General features: G+C 41.4%; 10 protein-coding genes. 2 read left to right on the top strand and 8 right to left on the bottom strand.

Annotated elements, in window-relative coordinates; translation table 11 throughout:
• The first annotated feature begins 111 nt into the window (after positions 1 to 111).
• A complete protein-coding gene (locus F7D73_RS15415; protein WP_153126143.1) occupies positions 112 to 1,032 on the top strand; it encodes a YitT family protein in 921 nt (306 codons plus the stop codon).
• Positions 1,033 to 1,092: 60 nt separating this feature from the next.
• Here the strand turns inward: F7D73_RS15415 and F7D73_RS15420 are convergent, their stop codons facing one another.
• From F7D73_RS15420 to F7D73_RS15440, 5 genes are all read right to left on the bottom strand, one after another.
• Complete coding sequence (locus F7D73_RS15420) at positions 1,093 to 1,734, bottom strand: DedA family protein (protein WP_153126145.1); 642 nt, start codon at positions 1,732 to 1,734, stop codon at positions 1,093 to 1,095.
• A 99-nt stretch (positions 1,735 to 1,833) separates the two neighbouring features.
• Complete coding sequence (locus F7D73_RS15425; RefSeq protein WP_153126146.1) at positions 1,834 to 3,549, bottom strand: glutamine--tRNA ligase/YqeY domain fusion protein; 1,716 nt, start codon at positions 3,547 to 3,549, stop codon at positions 1,834 to 1,836.
• Between the two features lie 289 nt (positions 3,550 to 3,838).
• The gene (locus tag F7D73_RS15430) at positions 3,839 to 4,228 is read right to left on the bottom strand and encodes a hypothetical protein (protein WP_153126149.1); all 390 of its coding nucleotides are present in this window, start codon (positions 4,226 to 4,228) and stop codon (positions 3,839 to 3,841) included.
• A gap of 62 nt (positions 4,229 to 4,290) precedes the next feature.
• Positions 4,291 to 4,989 (bottom strand): phosphatase PAP2 family protein, encoded by a 699-nt coding sequence (locus tag F7D73_RS15435; RefSeq protein WP_153126150.1) that lies wholly within the window; start codon positions 4,987 to 4,989, stop codon positions 4,291 to 4,293.
• A gap of 29 nt (positions 4,990 to 5,018) precedes the next feature.
• Positions 5,019 to 6,935: an LTA synthase family protein gene (locus tag F7D73_RS15440; RefSeq protein WP_153126152.1), complete on the bottom strand. Its 1,917-nt coding sequence runs from the start codon at positions 6,933 to 6,935 to the stop codon at positions 5,019 to 5,021.
• Positions 6,936 to 7,126: 191 nt separating this feature from the next.
• Between F7D73_RS15440 and F7D73_RS15445 the strand changes: the two genes are divergently transcribed.
• Positions 7,127 to 7,561 (top strand): helix-turn-helix domain-containing protein, encoded by a 435-nt coding sequence (locus tag F7D73_RS15445; RefSeq protein ID WP_153126155.1) that lies wholly within the window; start codon positions 7,127 to 7,129, stop codon positions 7,559 to 7,561.
• 60 nt (positions 7,562 to 7,621) lie between these two features.
• Here F7D73_RS15445 and F7D73_RS15450 read toward each other — a convergent pair whose 3' ends face one another.
• From F7D73_RS15450 to F7D73_RS15460, 3 genes are all read right to left on the bottom strand, one after another.
• On the bottom strand, positions 7,622 to 8,239 hold the full coding sequence (locus tag F7D73_RS15450) for a sigma-70 family RNA polymerase sigma factor (protein WP_153126157.1): 618 nt from the start codon (positions 8,237 to 8,239) through the stop codon (positions 7,622 to 7,624).
• Between the two features lie 135 nt (positions 8,240 to 8,374).
• Positions 8,375 to 11,368 (bottom strand): PD-(D/E)XK nuclease family protein, encoded by a 2,994-nt coding sequence (locus tag F7D73_RS15455; protein WP_153126159.1) that lies wholly within the window; start codon positions 11,366 to 11,368, stop codon positions 8,375 to 8,377.
• A gap of 53 nt (positions 11,369 to 11,421) precedes the next feature.
• Complete coding sequence (locus F7D73_RS15460) at positions 11,422 to 14,616, bottom strand: UvrD-helicase domain-containing protein (RefSeq protein WP_153126161.1); 3,195 nt, start codon at positions 14,614 to 14,616, stop codon at positions 11,422 to 11,424.
• Positions 14,617 to 14,624 lie beyond the last annotated feature (8 nt).

Below are 14,624 nucleotides of genomic sequence, written 5' to 3' on the forward strand. Positions count from 1 at the left end.
AAAATATATTGATATAGCCATGCTTTTTATCGATTTTTTGTTTTTTTTATTTTGTGTTGTCTCTAAAAAGCAGTAACTTTGCACCCGAAATAAAAATATACATAATTATATATGACTAGAAAAAGTAAAATTCACGAAATCCGTGATTACATGATTATTGCATTTGCAATGATTGAGGGAAGTATCGGCCTTAACATTTTCCTGCTTCCAAACCATATTACGATGGGTGGAGTAGGAGGTATCGCTTCCATCCTGTGCTGGGGATTCGGCATTCCAGTATCTGTATCCTACTTCGCACTCAACGTTTTCCTGCTGATTATTGCCTTTCGTATCTTAGGCTATAAATTCTGCCTTAAAACCATTTATGGAGTGGCAATCTTTGCCATTACCTCGCGCATTATTGAGACCCAGACCGTGGGAATGACTCCTCTACTGCACGATCAACCCTTCATGGCAACGGTTATCGGTGCATTCTTCATGGGAAGCAGTGCCGGACTTGGTCTTTCTGCCAATGGTTCTACGGGAGGCAGTGATACGGTAGCCGCCATGATCAACAAGTACTGGAACATTTCATTGGGGCATGCTATCATGGTTTGCGACCTCTGCATCATTACCAGTTCTTATTTTGTTCTTCAATCTTGGGAACAGGTCATCTATGGCTATGTCTGTCTTTTTGTGGTATCGATTTGTGTAGACCATATTGTCAACACACTTCGCCGCTCGGTACAGTTCTTCATCATTTCAGATAAATATCTGGAACTGAGTGCAGCCATCAATACTGCAGCCGATAGAGGATGTACTATCATGGATGGTCATGGATGCTATAGTGGCAAGGATGTACACATGCTCTTTGTGTTGGCCCGACAGCGTGAATCGCAGAAAATATTCCGTCTCATCGATGAAATAGACCCTGCAGCATTCGTCAGTCAAAGTGCCGTAATTGGTGTGTACGGTGAAGGATTCGACCGATTTAAAACGGGCAAGACAATCAATATACCAGGTAAGAAGCTTGTTGCAAGCTTTAAATCATAAAAAAGCGGGGGCGTCATGGATATATGGCGCTCCCGCTTCTTCGTTTCAGTATATTTAAAATTATTTTTTCTTCATTCCTTTATAGACAAGGAAAGCTACTACTATCACCGCCAAGCCCAGGATGATATAGCCCAACTCATGGCTGTATTTCAAGGCCTGCTGATAAACATCCTGTGTGGTCTTATAGTCTGTATACTTATAAATACCCCATCCGATGGTAGCCAGAACCGTATTCCATACACCTGCACCTATTGTGGTATAGAGCAGGAATTTGCCTACATGCATACCTGCCAGACCAGCAGGAATACTGATAAGCTGACGGACTGCTGGCACTAAACGTCCAAAAATGGTAGAGGCTGCACCATGCTTGCGGAAATACTCTTCTGCCACTTCAACCTTCTTACGGTCTATCAGACACATGTGTCCCAGGCGACTATCTGCAAAACGATAGATGATAGGGCGACCCACCCATTTTGCCAAACAGTAATTAATCAACGCACCGAGGTCTGCACCGACAGTTGCAAAAACAATGACCAGAAGGAAAGACATTCCACTGTTTGGATCCATCGCCTTCCACGCTGCTGGCGGAACAACAACCTCAGAAGGAAAAGGTATGAACGAACTTTCGATAGCCATGAACAGTGCAACCACCCAATAGCTCAAATTATCTAGAATCCAAAGAAAAAGATCTGCTGTATTCATTATCCTAATATAATCTAGTGCTTATATATGGGTTAGGAGTTAAGAAGTATTACAGTATTTCCATACCATAAAAACTTCTAACTCCCAACTCCCAAGAAATTATTTATTCTGCTTAGCCCAAGTATCCTTTAAGCCAACAGTCTTATTGAATACAGGTTTTTCTGCTGTGCTGTCAAGATCAGCCATAAAGTAACCGATGCGCTGGAACTGGAGATATTCACCTGGCTTCTTGCCGGCAGCATACTCCTCAACATAGCAGTTCTTGTAATCGTGGAAACTTTCCGGATTGAGCAGCTCACGGAAGTCGCGCTCATCAGCAGAAGGATTCTCGATGGCAAAGAGTCGGTCATATTCACGAACCTCAGCCTTTACGCAATGATCAGCAGATACCCAATGGAGTGTACCCTTCACCTTGCGGTTAGCACCTTCCATACCGCTCTTGCTGATAGGATCGTACTCAGCCTGAATCTCAGTGATAACGCCATTCTCATCCTTGGTACAGCCTGTACACTTCACGATGTAAGCGTTCTTCAAACGAACTTCCTTACCAGGAGTCATACGGAAGAACTTCTTTGGAGCATCTTCCATAAAGTCAGCACGCTCAATCCAGAGATTCTTTGAGAAAGTAATGGTATGTGAGCCATCAGCCTCATTCTCAGGATTATTGATAGCCTCCATCTCCTCGCTCTCACCCTCAGGATAGTTGGTGATGACAAGCTTAACCGGGTCAAGCACAGCACTTACACGACAAGCTTTCTTGTTCAAGTCCTCACGTACAGAAGCCTCCAGGAGAGCCATATCATTAAGGGCGTCAAACTTGGTATAACCGATACTGTCGATGAACATGCGGATGCTCTCAGGAGAATAACCACGACGGCGCATTCCGCAAAGTGTAGGCATACGAGGGTCATCCCAACCGTTTACCAGATGCTCATCCACCAATGTATGAAGCTTACGCTTACTCATCACTGTATAGGTAAGGTTCAATCTGTTGAACTCAATCTGGCGTGGACGGTTATCATTCAAAACATTGTCTGTGCCATCCTTTTCCTTCAAGAAGTCTACAAACTTATCGTAGAGAGGACGGTGAGGAACAAACTCCAAAGTACAGATAGAGTGGGTAACACCCTCAAAGTAGTCACTCTGTCCATGAGCAAAATCGTACATAGGATAAGCATTCCACTTAGTGCCAGTGCGATGATGAGGAGTATGAATGATACGATACATGATAGGGTCACGGAAGTGCATGTTAGGGTTAGCCATATCGAGCTTGGCACGCAGCACCATACTTCCTTCCTCAGCCTCAGGTGTATTCATCTTCTCAAAAAGAGCAAGGCTCTCTTCGATAGGACGGTCACGGTAAGGACTGGCAGTACCAGGAGTAGTAGGAGTACCCTTCTGCTCAGCAATCTGCTCAGCAGTCTGCTCGTCGATATAAGCATGACCTTTCTTGATCATCCAGACAGCAAACTCCCACAGCTTCTCAAAGTAATCGGAAGCATAATATATATTACCCCACTTAAAGCCAAGCCACTGAATATCCTGAAGAATATTTTCTACATATTCATTGTTCTCCTTACTAGGATTGGTGTCATCGAAACGGAGATTACATACTCCATTATATTTCTCAGCAACACCAAAGTCCATACAGATGGCCTTGGCATGACCAATATGAAGATAGCCATTTGGTTCTGGCGGGAAACGGGTTTGTATTCTTCCACCATTCTTACCTTCCTTGAGATCTTCCTCAACTAATTGCTCGACGAAAGAAAGACTTTTCTTCTCTTCAAGCTTCTTTTCCTCATTAATTGCCATATATCTTATTTATTATATTGTTATTTTTGGTGCAAAGATACAAATTTAATTGCAAGTACGGAAATTATCTAAACATTATTTATAATATCAGCATGGAATATTCTAAAACATGTTCTTAAACATATAAAAATATTTGTTTTTCTCGTGTAAAATAGCTACCTTTGCAACCGTTATCCTGAATACAATCTTTTTACCTTAAAGAAAGCTAATACCTTTAAATAGAAGCACCCCCACTGTGAAGTGGAGGTGCTTTGCTTTTTATATCATTCTGTAAGGTGAATCTATCGCTTTACTTGGTCTCAGCTGCCTTACGGAAAGTCTCATTCTTCAACAAAAGAGATCCCTCTTCAGCATCAATAACAGCCTGATCCTTAACCTCTGCATCCAAACCTTTGCGGACAAGATTGATATTGACTGTAGAATTCTCAGGCTTAACCATGAACTCCCACTTGAAAAAGTCCTTGTCAAGACCGGTTGTCTTTACGGTAAAGTCGCTATTGATAGTAATGATACGCTTACCATCAGCGCTCTTGTATTCACCGGCAACCTTCTGCTGAGTAGCAGAATCTGTGATTACTTCTACAACAGGTTCAGCTGCTGGAGCTTCCTTCTTTGTCTGCTGGCATGCTGTGAATGCAAACAGTCCCATGGCAATGGCCATAAATGTCATTTTTTTCATAATCCTTATATTAATTATATGTTTATAAATAAATTTTTTCGTTCCCAAACAGAGTCATAGACTTATCTTATGTTTATACCGTACATCATCAGTATCCCACTCGCACAGATGATAATCCATATAGATACCAGTCCAGTCAAGATTGGTACATAGGAAAAGCGCAGGTAATTCGTTGGCTTGAAGCTATCCGTATATTTCCTGAGGAAATGACGGAAGACATGATAGCAGAGTGTTGCATAGATGAAACCGATGACTGTTCCTACCAACAAATCGCCAAAATAATGCACTCCCAGATACATTCTGGAGTAGCAGGTTATCAGCGCCCAAAGACAGAGAAACAGAGTCAGTTTACTTCTCCGCACAAGATGCCTCGCAAAAAAAGCCATTCCCCATGCATTGGCTGCATGGGATGAAGGAAATCCATAGGCTCCACCACGATACCCCTGAACAATATGAACCATCGGGGAAATCGGATTGTCGGGGTTGCTCGGGCGCATTCTTCCTATCATAGGCTTCAGCAGACCTGAGGCTGTCTGATCACAGAGCGCAATGATGAGTGTTATTACTATCAGAGTGGTAAGCACAACCTTGACAGGAAAGTTTCTGACCATGACAAAGAGAAAGCTTGCATAAAACGGAACCCATACGAAACGATCGGAAAAAATCAACATGAAATAATCCCAAAAGTCACTATGAAAGCCATTGAAAAACAGAAAAATCTGCATATCAATGTGTTCTAATTGTTGAATGAATTCTATCATTTTTCTTTCTTTATCTTACTGATTTTATTCTATTTTTTGCTGGCTATATCATCATACAGCTTCTGCAAATAAGCCTGTCCGCGCTTTAAATTATATCCTTTTCTACCTTGATCATACACAATCTTCTGTGTCTTGTTGTCATAGATGATTGAATTTTCTTCAGAAACCATACCAAATGCATCCGGCACATCAAAGAAGGCAAACTTAGGCGTTGCATCACTCATCATGTTCTTGCTGAACAGGAAATCCTGATGCTTCACGCCCAGCTGTCCGAGAAGAGTTGCTGCAATATCGTTCTGTGAGCCTACAAGTGCCACCTTCATAGGGCGGGCAATAGCACCACCTGTCAGGATAAGCGGTATCTGATAACGTGATCTGTCAAAATTATCAAGATGTTCTTTATAACCACCCACATGATCAGGAACCAATACTACCAATGTATTCTTCCATCTAGGAAGTTTGCTATATTCTCTCATAAGATGACCTATCACGCTGTCTGTATAGGCAAAAGCATTCAGACGCTTGTCCTTCAAACGGCTATATGGCACGTCAAACGGCTCATGACTGCTGGATGTCTGGAAGATGCGCAACATAGGATGCTTTACATGCTGTTCCTTTTTCAAATCAGCCAGCAACTTTTCAGCCACAATATGATCGTGTACTCCCCATTTGCTCAACTTATCTTCAATCGGGAAATCAGCATCAGATATTATCTTCTGATATCCTTGCGAAACAAGATAAGAACGCTGGTTGGCAAAATCAACATCACCACCATAATAATAAGCATTCTGATAATTCTTAGCCTCAGCTAAAGAACGGGCTATAGAAGGAAGCTGAGCAGTCTTGGCAGGGTAGCGCATGATGCTCATTGTAGGCTGTGCAGGATAACCACTCAGAATAGAAACCAAGCCTCTGTCTGTTCGGAAGCTGTTGGCATAGAAACGAGTAAAGAGAATGCTCTTCTGCGCAATGGAATCGAGCTGAACTGCTACATTCTTCACCTTGCCCATAGACGGCATGATGTCGTTGGCAAAACTCTCCATGATGACAATCAAAATGTCGGGATTTCCCGTCTTTCTTGCCTCTTCATTGAGAAGAGGGTAGGTATTAACATCACTGGAACTGACCAACTCCTTAAACAGCTTGTCAGCCTCAGCATTGTCCATATAGCGATATTGAGCTGCAAAATCTTCCTGATGCGAAAGCGACTCAAACAGGCTGAACATAGGATTGACAGCTGCATGATTAAGAAATGCATCCTGACAAAAATAAGCCTTGCCCGTATTATTCGTCGACACAGTAACTCCACCACGGATAGGAAGGAAAAGCAATGCTGTGAGCACTAACAGAATGAGCGATGAACGAAGGCGATGACGCTCTATATCGCTATCATAAGAGGAACGGCGTCCACCACGGCAATCACCGAATCCATAACTCGTATATCTGCTGCGATAAGTTTTCTTCTTAATGGTAACACGAAGTATAAACCATACACCTATAGCAGAAATAAGAATTGCTAAAAATGCCAGGATGATGTAAAGGAAACTTACACTAGCCAAGGCGTCTTTAGGCGAAGTGAAGAAATAGAAAAGCGGTGTACTGTCCAGAGGAAAATTCCAGTACGGATAAAGTCCTAAGTTCAGTACAAAAAGGAATGCCCCCATGAAGGCGACAATACCGAAATAAATATTCAGGATAGGGTAAACCAGTTTCTTCCGAATCCAGATAGACACCAGAAGCAATAAACCGGGAATAACAGAGAGATAACCTGCCATTCCTAAATCAAGCGACAACCCATGCCAGATTACCTGAGGCATATAGTCCCAAATATTTATTGTTTGAGGAGCTGTAGAAGACTTTTCCAAAAGAAGAAAAAGAGGCTTCTGCGCCACGAACAATATCACCAGAATAACGTATGTTTTTATGAATGACAATATCTGTTTCATATCCTAAATTTCATTTATTTGTATATTAACTTACGTAACATTTTCTATATAAAAAGATGTATACGAATGCAAAATTAGCCATTTTATTTCACATAAACAATAATTTTCTCTTCTTTTTAAAAAAAAATGGAAAAAAAATTGGTAAATCAAAATATATTTACTAACTTTGTTGTATCAAATTTATTACAGATATGGCTAAATATAACATTCAACCTAAAAAAGAAAAGATGGCAAGGTATCAAACCTTGTTGAGCGAGGAGACTAAAGACCGCCTCCACGACGACATCTTGCGTATGTTGGTTTCAGAACAAAAGTACAAAGATCCTGCATACAATTCACGCAGACTTGCAGAGGATTTGGGAACAAATTCCCGCTACATTTCTGCTGTTTGTGCAACAAGATTCCACAAGAACTATTCTGAACTTGTAAACGACTATCGTGTAAACGATGCAATGTCCTTGCTTACGGACAAGCGATATGCCAAAATGAGTGTAGAAGACATTGCAGAAATGGCAGGTTTCAGTACCCGTCAGAGTTTCTATGCAAACTTCTACAAGCGCATGGGCATTACTCCTCGTCAGTATCGATTGAACCAGAAAGCGAAATACGAGAAAGCAAAGCAATAGAAACAGAAAACTCCTAGCCCCTGGTTATAACCCGGAAAGGCTAGGAGTTTTTTGTATCCATTATTTTCTCAAGAAATGTTTCAGCACCTTGCTGCTTGCATTTTTAGAAATCTTACGTATGGCCTTGTCTCTGATTTGACGAACCCGTTCTCGTTTCAAACTCATATCATCAGCAATTTCAGCTAATGTCTCATGATGAATTCCAAGTCCATAGAACTTGCGAACCACTTCTTTTTCACGCTCATCAAGCAAATCCACACAATTATCCAAATCTTTCAGCATTTGCCGGAAAGCTACATTATCATCAGCCATATTCACATCCTGATTCACCAATATATCAAGAAGTGTGTATGGATTTCCCTCGCTTATTGGCTGGTCGATAGACACAGCCTTGCTGGCATTGCGAGGTGCATACTTCTTCTGATCTTTTGGTATCTGATAAAGTGCCGACTGCTTATCAACAGCCTCCTGCATGGCTTTTCGGATAAAAGGAGCTGCATACGAAACAAATCTGGTACCACGGGAAGCATCAAACTTCTGTGCTGCGGTAATCATGGCAAGCGTTCCTTCGCTCACCAAATCATCAAATTCCATTCCCTTACCACGGAACTGATTGGCGACAGCCTTTACGTAGTTCAGGTTTTCACTAACCAATATATTGCATTCTTTTTCTGTCATAATATATTCATTTTTTAGTAACAACAAGTCCTTCTCTTCAGAAGAAGGTTTCTTTTCTGCAAAAATACAGAGAAAAATTGAATCTTACAAATTTTTCTCCGTTTTTTATTCGAAAAGTATCCTTTTTCCATATTCTTACTTACAAAGACCAGCATAAGGACATGCAGCACATCTTTCTTTATCAGCGGTTGGGCGGAAAGGCAATTCTTTATTGAATATATCCGAGAGGATTTTCATGATACCCTCCCAAAATTCATCCTTATAATCTGCTACATTCTCTATATAACTGCCTCTGCCAAGTTTCAGCGTCGGATCGTAATCTTCTGCTCTTGCATTCTGAATAAAAAGAAGTCCTGGCGATACCGGGTCCTTAGCTGGATTGAGAGAAGTGGACTGACTTACAATCAAGGCATAGAGGATGGTCTGCAGATAGTAGTCAGTATGCTTGCGCAGCATCTCCGGATTGAACACCTCTGCAATTTCAGCAGGATGAGAAACGGGTGCTCTACCTGTTTTATAGTCGATGACACGAATCTTCTCTGCCATATTTTCCAATCCTGGTTTGCCATTTGCTGCAACGGAATCCAACCTGTCGATAAATCCTGATAGGGTAATATTCTTATCACCACAGGAAGTAGGCAGGACAAACCTTGTTTCTATCGGTATCTCCAAACCGATAATAGTAAATGGTGCCTGACGACAATCTATAACCAATAACTGCTTCAGATAATTGGCTATCACCTCTCTGTTGATAAGTTGCAGTCCATTATACTTTGGCTGATAACCATTACTGCTAACCTTGAACAGCTCTTCACGGAAAGCCTGATCTACTATACGATAAATCAAGGCTTCGTTTTTAATGGCATTCTCAAAATCGGCCTTTGTGATGATGATAGGGTGGATGAGCTGTTCCTTACCATCCTTATCCAGCTTGACTGCAGATTTTGGAGCAAACTGCAAATAGATAAGTTGGGCGGCACGATGGAATATATTTCCGAATATCCGGTTGTCTATCTCGTCTTCATCAATGAGATCTGGCTCTTCCAGTTTCTCTATATATCTATAGTAGAAACGCTTTTCGCATCTCATGTAAGTATTGATGAAAGTAGGAGATATTTTCCAATGTTCATTCAGTTTTTTCCATATTGCTTCTGTCTTATCTACTTCTTTATATTCATCGCGACAAGGAGTCTGACCGAGTTTGAATGAATGACGGTGTACAGTATTCTTTCCTTCTATCATCAACTGCAACATAAAGCGACTCATTTCGCCAGTCTGTCCTTCTTCTGTAGCATTATTATAGGTGAATGCCAAATGTTGGCAACGCTGTATCATGCGATAGAAATAGTATGCAGAGATAGCTACTTTATTGTCAATGGTCGTCAACCCGTAAGCTTTTCTTATAGAATAAGGTATAAACGAAGCATCGTTGACTCCCTTTGGCCACTTTCCTTCATTACATGATAAGACTAGCATATAATCGAAATCGAGATTTCGGGTTTCCAAGACTCCCATAATCTGTATACCTACAGCTGGTTCGCCATGAAATGGGATGCTGGTTGTCTGGAACAATTGCAGAATCAAGCGCTCCAAGGTTATTGTATCAACCTTTAAATCGCCACTTTCTACAAGTCCTCTCAGACGATTGATTACAGTATAAGAACGGAAAAGAGACTCCTGGAAAAGCTGGTCCACATTCTGCTGCTTCGTGTTATAGCCAATCTGTTTGAGGATATCTATCAGATAGTTTAGCAATCCCATATTATACTCATCAAGATTCTCAACCTTATCTATATCTCTGAACAATATGGCGAGTCCTTCATCCTCATTCATGATGAGTGAATTTCTATCTGGATAGAACGTCTTCTTTGATTCCAACTGCTCGATAACCTGTAGGTTGAGCTGCGAAATATAACGGGCATAAGGATGGCGCAGGGTGGCAAGAACCTGATGCAGGCGATAAGTATTGCTAGCCTTAGGATGCCCGATGCCCTGCAATTGGATAAGCTGCTGAATCAGACTGTAGAAAGGCGTCTGCTGCAGGGGATATCCGATTGTTATATTCACATGTTCTACCTCCTTTGGGAGAGAATGTAAAACGGTAGGAAGCAAGCTTTCATCAGCAAGAACAATTGCCACATTGCCTGTCTTCTTACACAATCCATTTTCTTTTAGCCAGGTATGTACGAATCTAGCCTGAACATTCTCTGTTGGAGCAGAAAAATAGTTGATTTTCTTCTTCCTGGATAAATTATCATATATGTTCTCCGCAGATTGACCAGACTCGTTTCCGTTTTCATTTGCTTCCAGCTTGCCTTTGTCTGAATCGGCGTCAAGTTCGTTCGGGAAATACTTCAGATTCTGGCGAATATAATGACCCGCTTCATGGTTGTTATCCATATAAGCCTTGTCATAATCCCAATAGAAGACAGCCTTTCCTTCTTTCATCAACCTGTCGCATAATTGCATCTCTACCTTCTGCAACATATTAAAGCCGACGAAAACATACTTCTTGTGTTCAAATTTGAGTTTTTCATCAGTCACTACCTGGCGATAAAGCGCACCTTCATAGGCAAGTCCCTGCTGAGCGAGCCGACTATTGAAATCGTTGTAGATATCGAGGAAATGACTCCATAATTGGAGGAATCGCTTTTTCAATTCCGAATTATGGTCTTCCGAAAAATTACTGAAGAACCTCTGAATCATCTTTTTCTGATCATCAGTCAGATAGGAGATATCATCAAGCTCATGAATATCTTTTAAGTTGGAGAACACCAGTTGCGCATCTGCCATATTTTTATCAATATCGTCAAAATCGGTAATGAGCATCTGACCCCAACCGTAAAAATGGTCAAGAGTTTCATCAATCTCAGTACATTTCACAAATGATTTATGCAAATCGCATACCAGCTTGATAGGGTCAGCAACCTTCAGTGGACTGTTCTGTCGGAACAATTCACTGATAGTTATATATGAAGGAGACCATATAGCCTCATGTTCAATTTCTGCAAGATAGGTATCCAGAAAGAGAGAGGCACGTTTGTTAGGGAAGACGACAACGATGTCGCTCATATCCCTGCCATATTTCTCTCTCAAATCTCTTGCTACTGATTTAAGAAATGGTACCATAGCTTTACTTTTATTCTAGTTTTGAGTATCAAAAACTTATTTTGTCAAAATTATTATCTTACTTCAACAACCTTGTTGGGATAAACATACCAAAGATAACCGGTGATATTCTGGTATCCCATTTCACGCAACAAGTTCATATATCCACGAACCTGTTCCTGATGTTCTTCCTTTGGTTTACCAAACTTGAAGTCAACAACTATCGTTTCATTCTCGTCTCTCATCACTCGGTCTGGTCGGAACTTAACAGCTTTTCCATCCACATATTTCACGATAGAGCATTCGTTCAATACTCTCCAGCGGTCAGAGAACCAGTCTTTTACCTGAGGAGAGGCAAGGCGCTGCTTAATCATCTTTTCCAATCTTTCATTGGATACGTTGTCATCGTAGAGAATACCATCTATTTCCAATTGTTTGAGGGCACTTTCTACATCGGCTGAAGTCTTGATAGTAGAAAAAATGCTATGCAATACCGTACCCATTTTGATGTAGAACTTCTGCTGTTCTTCAGCTTCATCGCCCTCTACAAAGTCGCGACTCTTATTACTCTGCTTGAATTCCGGCAAATCCGGATTAGCACAAAGTACGATATCTGTCGGTTTCTCATCTTTCATGAAGACGTTCTCCGATTCTTTCTTCTCTTCGTGATTTTCTTCTTCTACGATGAGTTCACCGTAAGAGAAGTTGATATCTTCAGAAGACTCAGATCCTATTCCCGATAATTCTACAGGAACCCCAGTACTCTCCAAATTCCTGGCTACATTCTGAAGAACCGATTCTATCAAGTATGCGCGACTGTTCTGATTGCCTCGCTTGCCCAATACAAACAGACTATGGCTGGCACGGGTAAAGGCAACATATAGCAGGTTCAAATTATCCACTACATTCTGCAAATGCTCATGATGATAATCCCCCTCATAGATGGATTGCATCATGGCTTTTGCATTGAAGTCTATCGGTACGAGGGGCAGTTCATTGAATGGTTCCTCTTGTGGCTCACACCAGATAGTATTCATTTTTTCCAGTTTCCAGTCGCAGAAAGGCATGATTACATAATCAAATTCCAATCCTTTACTCTTATGGATGGTGATAAGTCTGATTCCGTTAATTCCATCACAATGAATACTTTTCTCATGAATGGTATTGTCCCATTCCTTGAGAAAGGCATCTATATCGCTGCTGTTGTCTACAAGATATTCGTTCATCCTGTCATAGAAGGCACAGACATAAGCGCTTTGTTTCTTCATATCCTTTACCTTATCCATCCCCAAGGTAGCATAAAGAATCTCCGTAAGCTCAAAGAGCGGTTTTTCCAGCAAGGTAGAACGCTGTTCCAATAATGTTTCAACCAAATGAGGATCCCTCAGATACTTGATTGCATATTTGGCGAGGGTAGCCTTTGCAATGGCATCATCCGGACAAGCCATGAGGCGCAATGCCACAATGAGGGTAGAAACAGCTTGGGAAGCATCCAGTCGGAAAGCCTCATCTGAGACCATCAGAAAATCAGAATTCTCCATAAAATAGGCAGCAATATCCTGAATGGCTTTATTGCTGCGCACCAGAATGGCAATCTTATTAGCTGGAACACCCATAGCCGTGAGCTCAGTTGCTATTTCCAGCGACTGCTTCATCATGCTTTCCGTGATGTCTTCTCCTCCAAGCAACTGCACTTCTACATATCCCTTTTTGCCCTTCTTCTCTGGTACTTTCTGACAAACATCGGCATAAGCATTTACCAATTGTTTTACCTGTTCCTGGTTAGAGCCTTTCAGCAACTCACACTCCTGCTTGGCTGCTTCTACAAAGAAAGCATTATTGAAGGCGATGATATTGCGGTCTGAGCGATAATTGGTATCAAGAGTTTTCATTTCGAGCGACTTGGTTCCACCAAACTCATTCTCGATATTATTGAGTAATCGCCAATCACCCGATCTCCATCTATAGATACTCTGCTTTACGTCTCCCACGATGAGATTTCCCGCATTTTCCCTGCTCATGGTTTCCTCCAGCAGAACCTTGAAATTCTGCCATTGTATGGTACTAGTGTCCTGGAACTCATCTATCATCACATGATCAAGTTGAGTTCCTATCTTTTCAAAGATAAAAGGCGAGTCGCTGTCTTCAACCAAAGCATGGAGCAGAGTCTGAGTATCACTCAACAGGAAACGGTTGGCTATCTGGTTCAGCTCTCTCACTTTCTGGTCGATGCTACCCAGCAGGCGCAACTGGTTGAGATGCTTCATCGTAAGGGTAGCGCTCTTGTAGCTCTTCACCCATTCCGGTCTTTTCTCTTCCGAGAATTTCAAGATAGGATAAAGCTTATCAGATACAAACATAAACAAAGGCGATTGCTCCTTTACATCACTTTTCTTAACCCAAGCCTCCGGACTTTCATAACATTTATGGAAGGTGGCATTTATCAAGTCATCTTCATCATATTTGCCATTCTTCAACTTATTGAAATAGCTCCAGATTCCCCTGGTTTTTCCAGCCAGATCATCAGCAGTATATCCACCTTCTTCAAGACTATCAAAGAAAGTTGCGGCAATCTCCTGCAGTTTTTCTCTTGTCTGTCTTCTGATTTCTTTCATCTTGGCAGTAAATTCCTTGAAGAATCCTTCCTTTGACATGCACTGATTCAGAGCATCAGAATTTTCCTTATAATAATCCTTGAAGATATTCTCACCAAATTTCTTGATGGGGCCTATTACATTCCAACTTCTATCATCGTCAATACTTTCCTGAATGTAATCCAAGATCCAGAAGAGTAGACGGTCAGTACTGGTTAAACTTTCTATCAGTTCATCCACAGCCTGCTGTTCTACCTGATAATCGTTCAATCCAATACGTAGATTAGCTGTGAGATCCAGTTCTCGAGCCAGATTACGCAATACCCCCTGAAAAAAAGTATCAATGGTCTGTACGCGGAAGTAATTGTAGTTATGCAAGAGGAGTCTCAGGGCTTCTGCTGCATTCTTTCTTATTATTTCTTCTGAAAGATGGGGCAAGGCAATCTTGATTTGCTCAAGATAGCCATTCGATTCTTCCAGTCCCTGCGCAATACCATAGAGCTGACTCAATATACGCATCTTCATCTCTTCTGTTGCCTTGTTGGTAAAGGTCACAGCGAGAATGGTGCGATAAACCATCGGATTCTCTATCACGAGAGTCATGTATTCTTTGGCGAGAGTGAAGGTCTTGCCCGATCCTGCACTTGCCTTATATACAGTTAATTGTGAATTCATATATAGCT

Source organism: Segatella copri, assembly GCF_009494395.1.
Classification (GTDB): Bacteria; Bacteroidota; Bacteroidia; order Bacteroidales; family Bacteroidaceae; genus Prevotella.

What these genes read in the sequence shown, in the direction of transcription:
- F7D73_RS15440 (WP_153126152.1), bottom strand. Translation starts at nt 6,935, where the DNA reads ATGAAACAGATATTGTCATTCATAAAAACATACGTTATTCTGGTGATA.
- F7D73_RS15415 (WP_153126143.1), top strand. Translation starts at nt 112, where the DNA reads ATGACTAGAAAAAGTAAAATTCACGAAATCCGTGATTACATGATTATT.
- F7D73_RS15445 (WP_153126155.1), top strand. Translation starts at nt 7,127, where the DNA reads ATGGCTAAATATAACATTCAACCTAAAAAAGAAAAGATGGCAAGGTAT.
- F7D73_RS15435 (WP_153126150.1), bottom strand. Translation starts at nt 4,989, where the DNA reads ATGATAGAATTCATTCAACAATTAGAACACATTGATATGCAGATTTTT.
- F7D73_RS15450 (WP_153126157.1), bottom strand. Translation starts at nt 8,239, where the DNA reads ATGACAGAAAAAGAATGCAATATATTGGTTAGTGAAAACCTGAACTAC.
- F7D73_RS15425 (WP_153126146.1), bottom strand. Translation starts at nt 3,549, where the DNA reads ATGGCAATTAATGAGGAAAAGAAGCTTGAAGAGAAGAAAAGTCTTTCT.
- F7D73_RS15430 (WP_153126149.1), bottom strand. Translation starts at nt 4,228, where the DNA reads ATGAAAAAAATGACATTTATGGCCATTGCCATGGGACTGTTTGCATTC.
- F7D73_RS15420 (WP_153126145.1), bottom strand. Translation starts at nt 1,734, where the DNA reads ATGAATACAGCAGATCTTTTTCTTTGGATTCTAGATAATTTGAGCTAT.
- F7D73_RS15455 (WP_153126159.1), bottom strand. Translation starts at nt 11,368, where the DNA reads ATGGTACCATTTCTTAAATCAGTAGCAAGAGATTTGAGAGAGAAATAT.
- F7D73_RS15460 (WP_153126161.1), bottom strand. Translation starts at nt 14,616, where the DNA reads ATGAATTCACAATTAACTGTATATAAGGCAAGTGCAGGATCGGGCAAG.